Below are 15,028 nucleotides of genomic sequence, written 5' to 3'. Positions count from 1 at the left end.
AAATAAGGCTTTATTAATTTTTTCCCAGTTTGCCTTTAACCATCAGAATGGCTTTGCTGACATTTCTCAATAGCGCCGAATCGCTATCGCCGTGCGGCTCGATGTCGCCGAACGGTTCGCCATTCTTCATGGTGTACATGTAAATGAAATACCCCAACGGTGCGAAAGCGAAGATGGCAATAATCAACATCAACACCACTAATTCGATAACTCCGCCCATATATACCTCCAACTATTTGTTTTTATTTTAATTTAGAATGAGGCCATAGACCTCGGGAATGGACTATAACCCCATCCCTTTTAGGGAACAAGCACAAAGTATTCTTTGTCAACTTATGGTTTTAACCTCAGGCTAATTTAGCCTTGGGGCAACTACGCCAACGCCATTTTCAACTATCAATCTGAGCATATGGACCATTACCTTAAAGCCAACTGGCACAGCCAAACGCCGGAAACCGTATTAACGCATTTCGGCGTAGAGCTGGGTCAAGGCCTGAGCAGCGAGGAAGCGCAAAAACGTCTAGCGACTAGCGGCGCCAACCGCCTGACCGCTCGCCGCGGCAAAGGCCCTTTGCTTTTGCTATTGGCGCAATTTCATCAGCCCCTGATCTACATCCTGCTGTTTTCCGCGGCCACCACCGCTTTCCTGGAGGAATGGACCGACAGTAGCGTAATTTTTGGTGTGGTCATTATCAATGCGGTGATCGGCTTCGTTCAGGAAGCCAACGCCCTGAAAGCGATTAACGCCCTGGCTCAGACCTTGAATATCAGCAGCAACGTCCTGCGTGACGGCCAGCGCCGAAGTATTGCTGCTGCCGAGTTAGTTCCCGGCGATTTGGTATTCCTGCAATCCGGCGACAAGGTGCCTGCCGATCTGCGCCTCTTGCAAAGCCGCGAGTTGAAAATCGACGAATCCGCGCTAACCGGTGAATCGGTACCGGTGGAAAAGCAGGCACAGACTCTACCCTCGGCCACCTTATTGGCTGATCGCGCCAATATGGCGTATTCCTCGACGCTGGTCAGTTACGGCAGTGCACTGGCCGTGGTGGTCAGTACCGGCGATAACACCGAGATTGGCCGCATCAACAAGCTGATCGGCAGCGCCGAACCGCTGGAAACGCCGCTAACGCTAAAAATGAGCCAATTCAGTCAATTGTTGCTCTGGGTCATCATCGGCTGTGCGGCCATTACCTTTGCGGTCGGCGTCTGGCGCGGTGAAACCATGTTGGACATGTTCATGGCCTCGGTGGCACTGGCTGTCGGCGCCATCCCGGAAGGTCTGCCCGCGGCGCTGACGATTACGCTGGCTATCGGCGTCTCGCGTATGGCCAAACGCAACGCCATCATCCGCAAACTGCCGGCGGTGGAAACCCTGGGCAGCACCACGGTGATTTGCTCCGACAAGACCGGCACCTTGACGCAAAACCAAATGACCGTGCAATTCGTGCAGGCAGGCAGTGAAATATTCGAGGTCAGCGGCAGCGGCTACACGCCGGACGGTGAATTTACAAACCATAACCAAGCGGTCGACCCGTCCCTTAAACCAGCACTATTGGAATGTTTAAAAGCCGGCCTGCTGTGCAACGACGCCCGATTAATCGCCGACACCGACAACTGGCGTATCGAAGGCGACCCTACCGAGGCCGCCTTGCTGGTAGCCGCCCACAAAGCCGGTCTGCATCAAGCCAGCGTCAGCGGCGACCATCCGCGCCTGGACGCCATTCCGTTCGAATCCGCGTACCAATTCATGGCCACTCTGCATCACAACCTGGCCGAAGACGCCCGGCATATTTATTTAAAAGGCTCGCTGGAAAGCCTGTTACAGCGCTGCGACAAGGCCTTTTCCGCCGATATGCGATTGGTTCCGCTGGATAAAAACGGGCTTAACCAACAAGCCGAAGCCTTTGGCCGCACAAGGCTTGAGAGTCCTGGCTTTTGCGCGCGCTGAGCATGATGACGATGCGGTTGAACATCGCGAAGTGGGTGGCGGCCTGACCTTTTTGGGCTTGCAAGCCATGATCGATCCACCCCGCCCCGAAGCTGCCCGAGCCATTGCCGCCTGTTATAAGGCCGGCATCTCGGTGAAGATGATCACTGGCGACCATCCCGTCACCGCGCTGGCCATCGCTAAGCAGCTCAACATGCGCCATACCGAACGTGTGATCAGCGGCGCCGACTTGCAACACTACAGCGAAGCTGACTATCGCAAACACGTCAAAGACTGCGATGTCTTTGCCCGCATCGCGCCGGAGCAAAAGTTGCAATTGGTGCAAGCCTTGCAGGCCAACGGTCACGTGGTAGCCATGACCGGCGACGGCGTCAACGATGCCCCGGCACTACGGCAAGCCAACATCGGCGTGGCGATGGGCATGGGCGGCACCGAAGTCGCCAAAGAAGCGGCGGCCATGGTGCTGACTGACGATCATTTCGCCACCATCGAAGCCGCCGTCGAAGAAGGCCGCGGCGTGTTCGACAATCTGGTCAAATTCATCGCCTGGACCTTACCGACCAATCTCGGTGAGGGCCTGGTGATTACCGCCGCGGTGTTCGCCAATGTGGCGTTGCCGATTACCCCCCTGCAAATTCTCTGGATCAATATGACCACCGCAGTACTGCTGGGTTTAATGTTGGCTTTCGAACCCAAGGAACCGGGTCTGATGCTCCATAAGCCACGCAATCCCAAGCAAGCTATCCTGACCAAACGCCTAATGTTTCGTATCTGTCTGGTCGGCCTGTTGTTGCTGGCCGGCGCGTTCGGCTTGTTTGAATGGGAACTATCGCAAAACGCAACCCTAGCTAAGGCCCGCACAGTCGCCGTCAATGTGTTTGTGTTTGGCGAATTGTTTTACCTATTCAACTGTCGCTCGCTAAATTACTCGATGTTCCGAGTCGGCGTTTTTTCCAATTTATGGCTGATTTTTGGTGTCGTCAGCATGATTTTGCTGCAACTGCTGTTTACCTATTGGCCAACGATGCAGGCCTTATTCGGCAGCGAGGCAATCGGTCGGGAGGAGTGGCTGTTGATTTTGGGGGTTAGCTCAGTTATTTACGTAGCGATAGGCCTGGAAAAACTAGTCGTCCGGCGCTTTAACCGCCGGCGTTGATTGCGCGAAGGCATTCAGTGCAACTAATAGCGTCTCCAAGCTTTTCAGGGACTGCTTTTCCGCGACCTCTGGCGCTTCCAGCTGCGCTTTAACAATCGCGCCGTCTATCGCCACCGCAGCCGCATTCGCCAGCTGCTGCCGGTTTGGGCCATCCGGCAACAGTTCGGCAATTACCCGCACCATATCTTGTTTATGCTGGTAGCAAATTTCCAGCACATCGGGCAACACGCCGCCCAATTCGGCGACGGTATTGATAAACGCGCAGCCGCGATAAATAGGCTTGCGAAACCATTCTGCCATAGTCGCCACCAGCGGCATCAATCCCGCACCCGCTTGCCCGCCGTGACGCTGTAAGGCATCGTTAAACCAGGCCATCCACAGGTCGTGCCGGTAAGCCAAAAACGCCCGAATCAAATCATTCTTGCTGGGGAAATACCGGTAAAACGTCACCTTCGTCACGCCGGACTCGGCAATTACTTTGTCGATGCCGGTGGCGCGGATGCCGTCGCGATAAAACAAATCATGCGCGGCCAGTAATATCCGCTCGCGAGGCGGGCGGTCCGACAGAATGGTGGTGGAATCAGAGATCATGTTTCGATTGTAGACAAGTCTGTCTACAATTGCTACCATCGCCACAAGTAGACAAACCTGTCTACTTACTTTCTCACCCTAGTCAGGAGCTTAACGATGGACAGCAAACCGCCTTTACCGCCCTTTACCGCCGACACTGCCACGCAAAAAGTCCGCATGGCAGAAGATGCCTGGAATAGCCGCGATCCGGATCGCGTCGTGCAGGTGTATACCGAAGACAGCCGCTGGCGCAATCGCGCCGAGTTTCCGGTAGGTCGCGGGCAAATTCGTGAGTTTTTACAGCGCAAATGGGCCAAGGAATTGGATTATCGACTAATCAAAGAATTATGGGCTTTTGCCGACAACCGTATCGCGGTGCGCTTCGCTTACGAGTGGCATGACGATGCCGGCAACTGGTTTCGCAGCTACGGCAACGAAAATTGGGAGTTTAACGAATACGGATTAATGCAGCGTCGCTTTGCCAGCATCAACGATTTGCTGATTAAGGCCGATGATCGTTTATTCCATTGGCCGCTGGGCCGGCGACCCGACGAGCATCCGGGACTGAGCGAATTGGGACTGTAAAACCAGTAAATTCAGACGCCCATAAAGCAAAAGGGGCGGATAAATCCGCCCCTGTCGGTCTAGCCTTCGCTCGTTAACGCTTAGTGGCTAACTTCGACTTTGCCACCTTTTTTCTGGCCGATGGCCGCCAGCGTTTCGGTGAACCAGTCGGTATCGATATTGAACGGCTTGCCGCCTTTGATGCGTGGAAACTCGATAGCGCGCAATATGTTGCCGTTATCTTCGTCGTGCCCCATCACGCCGGATTCGCGGCGGAACGCGCATTCCACGGCCAGGTCAGCGCAAGATTTGATCAGACGCATATCATCAACATTGGCTGCTGCGGCGCGGGCGAAATAACCGGATTTCTGCACCAGGGTTTTTTCCGCACCGATCATTTGCGCGAATTGCTCGCCAAACCATTTGCCCGGATTGACTGCATCCAGCTTGATGTGGCCGAACGCATCACGCGGCACTTCTTGGCCTTTAGCTTGCAGTTCGGCCACGATAGCTTCCACACCGGCGCCTTCGGACACGAAGATATTCACGCAATCGACTTTGTCCATCACCGCGCGTAAACGCGCCGCTTCGGCTTCCAGATCGATAGCCATTTCCGGAACGAATACCGCATGCACTTCATACGATTCACGAGACAAGCCCAGCTCAGGCAGCCACTCGGCGCGATCCAGCAATTTGCGATATTCCTGCGCGGTCGCGGCGGTCAGCCAGCCACAGTTACGGCCCATCACTTCGTGGACGATCAGCATGCGTGGATTGGAATTGTTCTCGGCCACCACGTTCATGAAGTAACGTGCGCCTTGTTCGGCGGCAGTCCAGGCACCCAGGGATTGTTTGATCGGGAATACGTCGTTATCAACGGTTTTTGGCAAACCGATCACGGTCAGACCGTAGTTGTTTTTCGCCAGAAATGCCGCCAAATCGGCCGCCGCAGTATTGGTATCGTCACCGCCGATAGTGTGCAGAATATCGACGCCGTCTTTAATTAACTGGTCGGCAGCGACTTTTTGCGGATCTTCGCCTTCTTTGACCAAGCCGCGTTTCACGCAGTCTTTAATATTGGTTAGCTTGACGCGACTGTTGCCGATCACTGAACCGCCGAAACGTTGCAGTAAGCCGGCTTTTTTGCGGACTTCATCGGTCACGACATAGGAGTCACCCAGCAGCAGGCCTTTGTAGCCGCCGCGGTAGCAAATAATTTCGATGCTGGGATCAATTTCTGTGTAGCGTTCAATCAGGCTGCCGATAGCGGAGTTCAGGCAAGGCGCCAAACCGCCGGCCGTGAGGATTGCAACTTTTTTGGGTTTGTTCATGAGCGTTTCGAATAAAAAGTTAAGAAAAAAGTGATGGCTCGGCGTACCAACCATCAGCTATCGCCGCGTCTCAGCGCCGGCGTTGCGATCCTTTTTGCCGCAACACTCGCCAAAACGGTGCAAGCCGCGCGATTCTAACACAAGCTTTTCTTTTATCAGGCAACGTTCGATGATCGCTCAGCTCACCCAGCTTAACCGGCTGCGCCACAAACACTACCGCAGCAAAATCCAGTGGCGCGGAGGCCCGAATAAAAGCGGAGTAGGTTAGCGGCTCGACATCGGTCGTAGTGATACTAACTTTGGTTAATTCACCGCAATCGCTTAGCGAAAGCGACAAATAATCGCTGAGCCCGTGTTCAGCCTGTGTGAGCAACAAATCCTCAAGCGGCACCGCAAGTTTGCCTCGTTTGATACCTTGAATGTGTTGATATGAATTATCTGTCATCTGTTACCGCTCCGCACTGAACTAGCTAAATTGCGGTAGTAAGCTTATCGTCCTTGCGATTTATCGCCAGTGTACCAAGGTTCTAAACCAGCCTAGATCAAGCACTTAAGCGCTAAGCGGCCAGCAACCAATCCTCCACCAAGCGACAAAACGCATCCGGCGCCTCAACGTATAACCAATGGCCGGTATCTGGAATTTTCGCGATCTTTGCTTGCGGAAACACTGCATAAATCGCTTCTTCATCCAGATATTTGGAATTACCGCCACCGATGAATAACACCGACCGGACGAACCGGCGTTCGCCGACTTCCGGAAAGCCGACTATGTGATGGGCATTTTTTTGAATAATATCCAGATTGATCCGCCAGTAGTAATTGCCGTCTTTCAGTAGCAGATTTTGCAGCAAAAACTGTCGGTAGGCCAGATCCGGAACCGCTTCGGCTAGCGCCTCTTCGGCCTGCTTTCGGTTGCCGATGCTATTGACTGGCAAACGGCTCAGAGCGTCTACAAGATCGTCGAAGCTATGCTGATAACTGACCGGCGCGATGTCCGCAACGATTAAACCAGCCACCCGCTGCGGATGATGCAAGGCAAACCACATCACCGCCTTGCCACCCATGCTGTGCCCGAGCAGATGCGCGCTGTGAATACCGTGGCTATCCATAAAAGCCAACAAGTCGGCGGCCATGCTGGGGTAATCCAACACCTCGGCATGCGGCGAACTGCCGTGGTTGCGCATATCCAACACATAAACATGCCGCTGCTCCGCTAGGCGTTTGGCCACCGAACGCCAGTTACGCGAGGCGGCCAGAAAACCATGCACAATCAGTAATGGCGTGTCGCCGGGTTCGCCGAAACTATCGTAAGCCAGTTCGATGGTCGTCATCGTCACTGCGCTCAAGCAAAACCGAAGATTGCGCCCAATATCCCACCGAATACGCCGCCCCACACCACCAGCCAACCCAAATGTTGCTTGATGATGGATTGCACCATTTCCTTGACCAATTGCGGCGTTAATTCGCTCAAACGCCTGTCGATCACCATTTCGATTTTGCCGGTCAAATCCTCGCCAATCTTGTGCGCATTCAATCCTTGCTGTAAAGCGTGTTTAAACCGTTCGGACTCCACCATTTCCGAGAGGGTGTGCTGCATTTTCTCGGTGAAGGGTTGTTTTAGCGGCAATAGCGCCTCTTCGCCGCCCATCATCAACAACATGCCACCAAACGAAGAAGCCATAATGGACGATACCAAGCCTTCGTAAACCTTGTCGTAATCGACAGCGTTTAACAAGGGCTGCAAATTCAACACCTTACCGCCCTGCTGCTCCTCTCGTTCGATGAACTGTTCGATATTTTCCACCGTGAAAAATTGCTGCATCATCAAGGCCTTGATCGATGCTTTAAACTCTTCGAAACGCGCCGGGATAATCCCCGAGCCATACAAAAACGGCACCTTTTCGAACAGCATATGAATAGCCAACCAATTGGTAATTGCCCCGGAAAATGCAAAAAAACCAATTGCTTTCAGCGTTTCCGGATAAAACGAGCTGACATAGCCGGCAGCGATAATCAGCAGGGAGATAAAGTTAGTTAAAAAGCTTTGATTCAGTAATTTTTTCATTATTTTGTTAAGTAACATGCGAACAGCAAATTTTGCCAAACACTGTTGCCGTAGGCCAGCATAAATATGGGACTAAATATGAACAATACTATTTCTCCGAACCATAACGGTGAACCCGGCAACCAAATTCTATTTGCAACCGGGATGTGTCCGTTGGGCTGGCTGCTAGTGGCGGTTAAACCAACCGGCGTTTGCGCAATCGCCTTGGGCGATGCTCCGGACAATTTAACAAAAGCCTTCCAGGATAAATATCCTGAAGCGGAGTTTACAGACGGCTCCCCCGAATTCGAACGCATTTTCGCCGCATTGCGACAATTTATCGACATACCGGAGCAAGGACTGGCGCTGACATTGGATACAGGCGGAACGCCGTTCCAACAGCGCGTTTGGCAGGCATTACGGGAAATCCCTGTTGGTGCCACCGCTAGTTACAGCGAGATTGCCCGGCGCATAGGTTCGCCGAATTCGGCGCGTGCGGTGGCAAGCGCTTGCGCCGCCAATCCTTTGGCCATAGCCATACCATGCCACCGGGTATTAAGGATTGACGGAAAATTATCGGGTTATCGCTGGGGTTTGGAACGCAAAGCTGCGTTATTACGCCGGGAGTTGCTTTACAAAAAGCAACTAATCGAAATCGGATGATAAAACCATAATCCGCAAATTGGCAGCCCGCGCCGATGAAAACCCATTTATTCAAGGCCCGCTAAATGGCTTGGCAACGTTCCGCAATCATTCTGCCGATGGGAAGTGCTGAAGTCGCAGCCGGCGAAGGTGCATTGCAGACGTGCAGCATGCGCTCGGTCTGCTTAAACAGAAAATCGTGGACGGCCTGGCCTTCATTGGTAACAACCTGAGCACGGATACCCGCCCGGAACGGCAATAAATCTTCAACGCTTAACGACGGGCAATATTTGCGGCATTTCCGAAGGTAAGCCCGTTTGCTCAACGACGTCACCAACTCTTGCCGCGCGTGGTGGCGGTAGCGATAAATCAATTTCCAGAACCCAGGAAATCCTAAAAAATCTGCGCAATCTCGCCGGGAAAACGATAACTTGGGATAGCCTTCGCGGGCGAAACCAATCACCGCGTTTGGCCCCACAGTCACGCTCCCGTCTATCATACGGGTCAAGTGAATACCCAGGAACGGCAGCGCCGGGTCGGGCGCCGGATAAATGAGGTGGTTGACGACCGCGTTTTTGGCTTGAGGCAATTGAAAATATTCGCCGCGAAAGGGCACGATACGAAAATCAACATCCAGGCCTGCCAAGCGAGCCAACCGGTCGGCTTGCAAACCGCCGCAGACGATCAATTGGCCTGCGCGAAAGAGCTCTCCGCCGCCCCCGACCTCAACGTAGTGGGTACTCTCCTCAATGCGATCCACCTGCAAACCGTAACGCACCACCGCACCGCCTTGCGACACTTGTTCGGCCATTTTACGGCATACCAAGCCGTAATCGACAATAGCCGTTTCCCGGCTATACAAGGCAGCAATCCCACGAATATTTGGCTCACTGCGGGCAAGCTCAGCTCCGTCGAGGCGTTCCAATTGCAATCCGTTAGCAATCGCGCGGTCGTACAGTGTATTGATCCGTTCGTGCTCCACGCTGTCAGTCGCCACGATCAGCTTGCCGCATTCGTCGTAGGGAATCCCATGCGCGCGGCAAAAATCCTTGGTCGCCACCAACCCCTCCCTACACAGACGCGCCTTCAGGCTCCCCGGCTCATAATAAATACCTGCATGTATGACGCCGCTGTTGTGACCGGTCTGATGTCGACCGGGCATCTCCTCTTTTTCCAACAACACAATGCGAGCGTCTGGATGGCGTTCCTGCAGCGTCAGTGCAGTTGCGAAACCGACGATACCCCCGCCGATAATGCAAAAATCAGAAAACGTCGTCATGTTGCCCCTTCAAATAATGCTGATCGAGAACTGAGCAAGCCTCGGCAAGCGAATATATCGCCACAGTCGGTCGGGCGTCGTTGGCATCCTCTCCCAGCAACAGCGTCACGCCAACTCCCGCCGCTTTTGCGGCAACGATATCGGAATGTTTGTCGCCCAAAAGCAGGGAACGGGACAGATCCAAACCAAGTTCGTCGCGAGCCCGCAACATCATCCCCGGATTGGGTTTGCGTTCGAAAGACTCACGTTTGTAGTCGCCAACACCGTGCTCGGGATGAAACGGACAAAAATACACCGCTGCCAACGGCGCACCTTCCGCCGCGAAGCGCTCACTCATCCAGGCCGTAAGCGCGTGAAATTGCGCTTCCGTATAAAAGCCCCGTCCGATGCCGGCCTGATTGGTCACCACCACCAACACCAAGCCCAAGCGGGTTGCCAGACGGCATAGGTCGAAAATGCCGTCAACAAATTCAAAATCTTCGATACGGTGGACGTAATTCTTTTCGACGTTGATAACGCCGTCGCGATCCAGGAACAATGCAGGTTTTGCGTAAGTTTTCGTCATAGAACGGCTAACACGTCAAACAAACGGTTTCAGCAAACCGTGAGCGGCCAGTTGCCTGCCCAAAAACCATATCCATAACGATAAGCGCCAGCGCAACGGCAAACCTTTATCCAAAAAAATAAAACGTGTGATATAGCTTGCGACACCCAGCATTCCATGAGGCACTGAACTCGGAACACAATCATCCAAAGCGGCCGGCACCGTTTCCTTCTGACTCACTTCAGATAATGCCCTGGCACCATTTGCCCGCATGGTGATTAGCGACAAGAAATCGCCATCATCTGCAAACCTTCCTCGCTGCCGGTAGGTATCATCCATGGGCGCCTTTCCTGCCCGATAATGCATATGCTCGAATATAAGCTCAGGTAAATAGCGAATACGTTTAAGGCCCAGTTTCTCCAAACGCTTAAAAATGTCCATAAGGTGATAATCGATGAAGGCACCTTTATAAATCATTGGAAAAGGCTCTCTTAAAATCTCGCAAGTTTTTCGGGAAAGGATTGGGAATGTGCAAAGATTTCCTTTCTTAAATAAATCGTTTCCATAGGCCAGATAGATACGATCCGGAATACTGTCATGTAATTGGCGTATTATGCTGTCCCAACCACGAGTGCGAATAATCATATCGTCGTTGGCAAGAACGATAATATCTCCACGCGCCATTTCATAACAGGCGGTATTGTATGCGCCCATGGTTGCCCGAGGTCCTATAATACGTTTAATGGTCAATCCTGGGCATTCCATCGAGTGGCTAGCAAAATCATCCTCGTCCAGGTAAACAATAACTTCCACATATTCCGGATACTCGCTATTCTCGAGAACGCTTTTTAAAAAATCGTTGGCGCGTTGCAAGCGGCCGCGGCTAGGTAATAGGAGGGAAATCAGCGCATTTTTCATAACGCCTCGATACCATCTAAACTTACAAGAAATCCAGCCGATCTTGAATAAGCCATTAAACAAAATTTAAAGTTGACGATCAGATATTCCTCGCTCTCGAATTAGAGATTTGATATTCCGTTTTTCCATAAACTAAGGTAGTTTTAGCACGCAACAATATTGGCACCAAAAAAATTTGCCCTTCGGCAACATAAACTGAATCATAACAGCCTTAGTTAGACAACACGAGTTGGAATTTCGAATTGTAACTGGATCCTGTACACGACCAGACTTGAAGACAGATCGCACTTTTTATAGCCAATACTCAATAAAAACAACCAGATCGATCCCCAACGTCAAATATGGACAAATCAAAAACCGAGAGATTGTAAAAACTCTACCTGCCTTTGCGAAGCCGTTGATGGAACGCAACCTGTTGGATTGCAATCGGTTTCGACAGTTTCGATACTCTTATTGCGAAGGCTTTTTCGAGGCACCCTCGGGATTGTGGCTACGGACTGAATCAGGCCGCAAGAAAAGCGAGGATATCCTTGACAACATATACCTTCCGTAGACGCCTACAATCGTCAAGAGTAGAACAATCGTTAAAAGATAATTGATCCAAATCGTCGCAGCGGTCCATCGGGAGCCTCCGGTAAAGCGGAATGTCACCTCATGGTACCCGGGAGTCAATTCTAAGGCCTTAAAGGCAATATTGGCCGGAAGAATTGGCGCGGGATGACCATCGATCTGGGCGTGCCAGCCTGGATGCAGGCTGTCCAAATAAATCAGGAATCTGTTTGAACCAGCAGGTATCTCAATATTGGCTATCAGTTGGTTGGCACTGAAACGGCGAATTGTAATTACGTCCGTAGAAATGGCCGATGATGAAGTTGGCATCGCGTCGGACCAACCTGGATGACTAGTCTGGACGACCGGCGTTTCGTACAGAGTCGCCGCAGTATTGATGATATGTCTCACCTGGGCGTCGTTATCTGTGAGAACCGGCGTACGAGCTAAATAGAGTTTTGGCGTTTCACAGCCAATTGCAGCCATTAGCGCAGTATCGTTAACGACGCTTCCAAGTGTGAAATATTCCTGCGGAGACTGCCCGTCCGTTACGGCAAGACGTGTCCGAATAAGCGAATCAAATGGCGTACTTATCATATCCACACGGTGAACCGGAAAACACAGATCGAGCGACAAGCTTCCGTATCCCAAGCTGTTGCGAGCCCCCCATACCTCCATCGGAGATAACTGGTGAATGATGTCCTGCTCGATTTCTCTTCGGCGCATCGAGCTATAAAGCAAGGGACGCACATCGTAGGCGTGACGGAGAGACTGCCAATGCCTGAACCAATTTGGCGTCATGGCCGGGGCTCGCCACTCCAGCATGAACTTATAACTCATCATTTCCAGCAAAACGCAAACCAGAAGACCGGGACCCAGTATGTCGCGCGTAACGAGCTTAGTCCCAAGCCCAAATGCTACCAGGACAAATAATACAACGATAGCCCACTGCCAATAATGAAAGACGAAAGGTATATCCAGGCTGGAATCGCTCGCGTAGGCATACTGCCATCCATGCTCAGCATCGACCATGACAAAAACCGCACCCAATGCAATAGTGAGCGAGGTAAGGAACAATGTGTTACGGCCACGTGCGGACCTATTTTCCAGATAATGATCAATACCAAATCCCGAAGCAACGATAAGCAGAATCTTCGCGACCGGCGTGACAAATCCGATGTGGCGAAATTTATCCATCGTGGGGAAAAACCTATAGGCAATTTCCGCCACCCCCCCAGAAGCTCCCAGAGAAAATAGCAGCACCAACCCCACTAAAAGCACGAACACCCCAAAGGCCTTTGTCCTTGCGTGTATCAGGGCAAACGTCACGAACAGTATGGTGAAGAGACCGCAGTAGGCAACAAAAGCAAAACGAACCGGTGCCGCATAGATGAACTCCATAAATTTCACGGGTGATACATATCCCCCATAAGTCAAGAAGATATCCAGCCCGACAGACCCGTTGGCCTGCCGCAGGGAAGTGAAGCTTTGCATGCCGTCGATTACATGCCGGGCAAATTGAACGTTCATAAAAGCGATGAACAGCGCTACGCAGACGATTACCTGCCCTCCTGGATTCGGAATCGCGAAGCGTAGAAGTGACGGCATTTGAGGCCGGAATAGAAGCAGCCAGATACAGACGAATGCGCCCAGCGTGGCCGCAATGAATATCTGCGTATAAAAAAGCCCGCCTAGAGTCATCACAATCAGCGCGAACGCTAAATGTTCCAAGCCTTCACCACGTAGATACCGGGCAGTGTGATACAACAACAATGGATACAGATAAATCAGGTGGAAGTTCCAATGAATCTGCGTCCCCCAAGAAACTGACAGCACACCAGTGATGCCAATGATGATAGGGCTGATGCGGTGCCTATGGAAAAGTGAGGACAGCTGGTAGAGGCCATAGATCAGCAAAGTTTCTTCGAGATAAAGTCCGAACCGAAACAGTAATAGCGTGTCAGTGACGGAAAAGAGTTTTCCCAAAAAAACGGCAGCATAAAAAGCCGGCGTGAACGTGAATGCATAGGCAAAATCCGCCGTGACACCCTGACTGGTAAATGGTAACCAAAGTGGAAACTCATCCGAGAGTAAAAATTCGCGATAGACCGTACCAAACATCTGGAAGTTAATCATCGTGTCGTGGGCCAATGGCAGATTGGCTGCTGCAAGAGTCCAGAATAGACAGGCATGCAGACTCAGAATGATGACTAGGTCAGAAGGAAAGTAGTTGCCTGTAAAATGTTTAGGAGCAGTTTCAGTCATGCCTTACTACCGTTTCCACCTGACCATTGAAAAAATAGCTGTAGCAATAATTTCATTTGCGCGTTCGGTCGTATGGGCGAAATCCAGAAACACCTCGCCTTGTTTATTATCAAGAACACTTCTCAAATCTACCGATATAATTCCGTCGGCATTCAATGCGTCACTCTGGTTAGCAAACTTGTCAATGCTGTGCGTATACACAAACTCCATTCCTGGAGGGGTCAACAAGAAGTTATCAATAAGAAATTGCTCGTGTTTAGTGCGAGATTTAAGAGAAAAGATGGACGGTTGAAGAAAATGATAAAAATCAGCGCCCGAGGCTTTGCTGTATTGATGCGCTAAGCGAATATTATTGGCAAAATTCTCGCTCGCCTTAATCGCCCTTGCGTTTACCTCTTCGGCATTGCGCGTATGTAGAGGGGGCGACTGCTGTTTGATATATTTGAGAAGTTCGGCAAAGTATATTAATTTTAATTTCTCTAAAACCGGCAATATTCGTGATTCAAGGACACCCGGTTTTTCTGAATTCCGTAGAGTGTTTATATTGAGACCATATTCATAATCGTTGTATACTTTATATATAATATCGCAGCCACCATCGAAAAATATTACAATATCACCTTCTTTTAGCGTCGTTTCGTGTAAGAAAAAAAGTTGCTGCTCGGAGTTCATGGATGAGACACCGTAATTCACGACTTTATATTGAGTCGTAATTTCGTTGATCTTGCGCTGCACTATGCTCGGGATAGTGTATTCGTCCGGTACTTCCTGCGAATATATTGTGGACGCACCATAAATGTATACAGTATTTTTCGCGTCTTCCGGGACAAACGCCGTCCGGCGGTGCCCGTCAATCACATTGATATACTTACCTTCAAAATTTACTAATCTACGGACTTTATCATCAAATTTTCCTTTTTCTCCGTTAGAGGATTCATGCATGAATTCCGCGCTAAAGTAAGGCGAATCAGAATATGCCGGTGGTTTTTTTGCCCTGAAAACCCACCGGGAATCATATGCCGGTAGTTTTTTTATGATGAGCTGACTACATATTTCTATTAAATAACTCGTAACTATAAGAGTCACAAGGACAATGATCAAATTGGATATTCTGTCGAATTTCACCGCCATCAACACGTCCTCTTGTAAGGTTTGTTATTGTTCTTTAAAGGGCTTGACTCCAATCATGCCTATAAGCAGCATCCTCAAACTTATCGG

15 protein-coding genes are annotated in these 15,028 nt (G+C 51.0%); 4 read left to right on the top strand and 11 right to left on the bottom strand.

Annotation, left to right across the window (positions count from 1 at the left end; translation table 11 throughout):
• Positions 1 to 13 precede the first annotated feature (13 nt).
• Positions 14 to 220 carry a hypothetical protein gene (locus tag CWO84_RS05915; RefSeq protein ID WP_033156006.1) on the bottom strand — a complete coding sequence of 69 codons (207 nt, stop codon included), beginning with the start codon at positions 218 to 220 and terminating at the stop codon, positions 14 to 16.
• Positions 221 to 409: 189 nt separating this feature from the next.
• Between CWO84_RS05915 and CWO84_RS24850 the strand changes: the two genes are divergently transcribed.
• The gene (locus tag CWO84_RS24850; RefSeq protein WP_240617975.1) at positions 410 to 1,948 is read left to right on the top strand and encodes an HAD-IC family P-type ATPase; all 1,539 of its coding nucleotides are present in this window, start codon (positions 410 to 412) and stop codon (positions 1,946 to 1,948) included.
• On the top strand, positions 1,905 to 3,104 hold the full coding sequence (locus tag CWO84_RS24845; RefSeq protein ID WP_240617974.1) for an HAD-IC family P-type ATPase: 1,200 nt from the start codon (positions 1,905 to 1,907) through the stop codon (positions 3,102 to 3,104). The genes CWO84_RS24850 and CWO84_RS24845 overlap by 44 nt, the downstream gene beginning before the upstream one ends.
• Here CWO84_RS24845 and CWO84_RS05905 read toward each other — a convergent pair.
• On the bottom strand, positions 3,072 to 3,695 hold the full coding sequence (locus tag CWO84_RS05905) for a TetR/AcrR family transcriptional regulator (RefSeq protein WP_101052041.1): 624 nt from the start codon (positions 3,693 to 3,695) through the stop codon (positions 3,072 to 3,074). The genes CWO84_RS24845 and CWO84_RS05905 overlap by 33 nt on opposite strands.
• Before the next feature lie 96 nt (positions 3,696 to 3,791).
• On the opposite strand from CWO84_RS05905, the gene CWO84_RS05900 reads away from it, so the two are divergent.
• Positions 3,792 to 4,259, top strand: a complete 468-nt coding sequence (locus CWO84_RS05900; protein WP_101052040.1) for a nuclear transport factor 2 family protein — start codon at positions 3,792 to 3,794, stop codon at positions 4,257 to 4,259.
• An 80-nt stretch (positions 4,260 to 4,339) separates the two neighbouring features.
• Here the strand turns inward: CWO84_RS05900 and CWO84_RS05895 are convergent, their stop codons facing one another.
• The 4 genes from CWO84_RS05895 to CWO84_RS05880 form a co-directional block, all read right to left on the bottom strand.
• Positions 4,340 to 5,569: a pyrophosphate--fructose-6-phosphate 1-phosphotransferase gene (locus CWO84_RS05895; RefSeq protein WP_101052103.1), complete on the bottom strand. Its 1,230-nt coding sequence runs from the start codon at positions 5,567 to 5,569 to the stop codon at positions 4,340 to 4,342.
• 70 nt (positions 5,570 to 5,639) lie between these two features.
• The gene (locus CWO84_RS05890; protein WP_101052039.1) at positions 5,640 to 6,014 is read right to left on the bottom strand and encodes a hypothetical protein; all 375 of its coding nucleotides are present in this window, start codon (positions 6,012 to 6,014) and stop codon (positions 5,640 to 5,642) included.
• Between the two features lie 112 nt (positions 6,015 to 6,126).
• Positions 6,127 to 6,900 carry an alpha/beta fold hydrolase gene (locus CWO84_RS05885; RefSeq protein WP_101052038.1) on the bottom strand — a complete coding sequence of 258 codons (774 nt, stop codon included), beginning with the start codon at positions 6,898 to 6,900 and terminating at the stop codon, positions 6,127 to 6,129.
• An 11-nt stretch (positions 6,901 to 6,911) separates the two neighbouring features.
• Positions 6,912 to 7,634, bottom strand: a complete 723-nt coding sequence (locus CWO84_RS05880; protein WP_205800349.1) for a DUF445 domain-containing protein — start codon at positions 7,632 to 7,634, stop codon at positions 6,912 to 6,914.
• 78 nt (positions 7,635 to 7,712) lie between these two features.
• Here CWO84_RS05880 and CWO84_RS05875 point away from each other — a divergent pair, with 78 nt between their 5' ends.
• Positions 7,713 to 8,276 (top strand): methylated-DNA--[protein]-cysteine S-methyltransferase, encoded by a 564-nt coding sequence (locus tag CWO84_RS05875; RefSeq protein WP_101052037.1) that lies wholly within the window; start codon positions 7,713 to 7,715, stop codon positions 8,274 to 8,276.
• 61 nt (positions 8,277 to 8,337) lie between these two features.
• Here CWO84_RS05875 and lhgO read toward each other — a convergent pair whose 3' ends face one another.
• The 5 genes from lhgO to CWO84_RS05850 form a co-directional block, all read right to left on the bottom strand.
• Positions 8,338 to 9,534 carry an L-2-hydroxyglutarate oxidase gene (gene lhgO, locus CWO84_RS05870; protein WP_101052036.1) on the bottom strand — a complete coding sequence of 399 codons (1,197 nt, stop codon included), beginning with the start codon at positions 9,532 to 9,534 and terminating at the stop codon, positions 8,338 to 8,340.
• A complete protein-coding gene (locus CWO84_RS05865; RefSeq protein ID WP_101052035.1) occupies positions 9,518 to 10,099 on the bottom strand; it encodes an HAD family hydrolase in 582 nt (193 codons plus the stop codon). Before CWO84_RS05865 ends, lhgO begins: the two co-directional genes overlap by 17 nt.
• Before the next feature lie 15 nt (positions 10,100 to 10,114).
• The gene (locus tag CWO84_RS05860; RefSeq protein WP_101052034.1) at positions 10,115 to 10,996 is read right to left on the bottom strand and encodes a hypothetical protein; all 882 of its coding nucleotides are present in this window, start codon (positions 10,994 to 10,996) and stop codon (positions 10,115 to 10,117) included.
• Positions 10,997 to 11,446: 450 nt separating this feature from the next.
• Entirely contained in the window at positions 11,447 to 13,810 is a 2,364-nt protein-coding gene (locus CWO84_RS05855; RefSeq protein ID WP_101052033.1) for a hypothetical protein, read from the bottom strand.
• Between the two features lie 6 nt (positions 13,811 to 13,816).
• Positions 13,817 to 14,941 carry a hypothetical protein gene (locus CWO84_RS05850; protein ID WP_101052032.1) on the bottom strand — a complete coding sequence of 375 codons (1,125 nt, stop codon included), beginning with the start codon at positions 14,939 to 14,941 and terminating at the stop codon, positions 13,817 to 13,819.
• Between the last annotated feature and the right edge of the window lie 87 nt (positions 14,942 to 15,028).

This window comes from Methylomonas sp. Kb3, from assembly GCF_002834115.1.
Lineage (GTDB): Bacteria > Pseudomonadota > Gammaproteobacteria > Methylococcales > Methylomonadaceae > Methylomonas > Methylomonas defluvii.
This window is presented reverse-complemented; position numbering and strand designations above follow the sequence as displayed.

Bases quoted from the DNA above. Each gene is read 5' to 3' on its own strand.
- CWO84_RS05915 (WP_033156006.1), bottom strand. From the start codon at position 220: ATGGGCGGAGTTATCGAATTAGTGGTGTTGATGTTGATTATTGCCATC.
- CWO84_RS24850 (WP_240617975.1), top strand. From the start codon at position 410: ATGGACCATTACCTTAAAGCCAACTGGCACAGCCAAACGCCGGAAACC.
- CWO84_RS05905 (WP_101052041.1), bottom strand. From the start codon at position 3,695: ATGATCTCTGATTCCACCACCATTCTGTCGGACCGCCCGCCTCGCGAG.
- CWO84_RS05900 (WP_101052040.1), top strand. From the start codon at position 3,792: ATGGACAGCAAACCGCCTTTACCGCCCTTTACCGCCGACACTGCCACG.
- CWO84_RS05895 (WP_101052103.1), bottom strand. From the start codon at position 5,569: ATGAACAAACCCAAAAAAGTTGCAATCCTCACGGCCGGCGGTTTGGCG.
- CWO84_RS05890 (WP_101052039.1), bottom strand. From the start codon at position 6,014: ATGACAGATAATTCATATCAACACATTCAAGGTATCAAACGAGGCAAA.
- CWO84_RS05885 (WP_101052038.1), bottom strand. From the start codon at position 6,900: ATGACGACCATCGAACTGGCTTACGATAGTTTCGGCGAACCCGGCGAC.
- CWO84_RS05880 (WP_205800349.1), bottom strand. From the start codon at position 7,634: ATGAAAAAATTACTGAATCAAAGCTTTTTAACTAACTTTATCTCCCTG.
- CWO84_RS05875 (WP_101052037.1), top strand. From the start codon at position 7,713: ATGAACAATACTATTTCTCCGAACCATAACGGTGAACCCGGCAACCAA.
- lhgO (WP_101052036.1), bottom strand. From the start codon at position 9,534: ATGACGACGTTTTCTGATTTTTGCATTATCGGCGGGGGTATCGTCGGT.
- CWO84_RS05865 (WP_101052035.1), bottom strand. From the start codon at position 10,099: ATGACGAAAACTTACGCAAAACCTGCATTGTTCCTGGATCGCGACGGC.
- CWO84_RS05860 (WP_101052034.1), bottom strand. From the start codon at position 10,996: ATGAAAAATGCGCTGATTTCCCTCCTATTACCTAGCCGCGGCCGCTTG.
- CWO84_RS05855 (WP_101052033.1), bottom strand. From the start codon at position 13,810: ATGACTGAAACTGCTCCTAAACATTTTACAGGCAACTACTTTCCTTCT.
- CWO84_RS05850 (WP_101052032.1), bottom strand. From the start codon at position 14,941: ATGGCGGTGAAATTCGACAGAATATCCAATTTGATCATTGTCCTTGTG.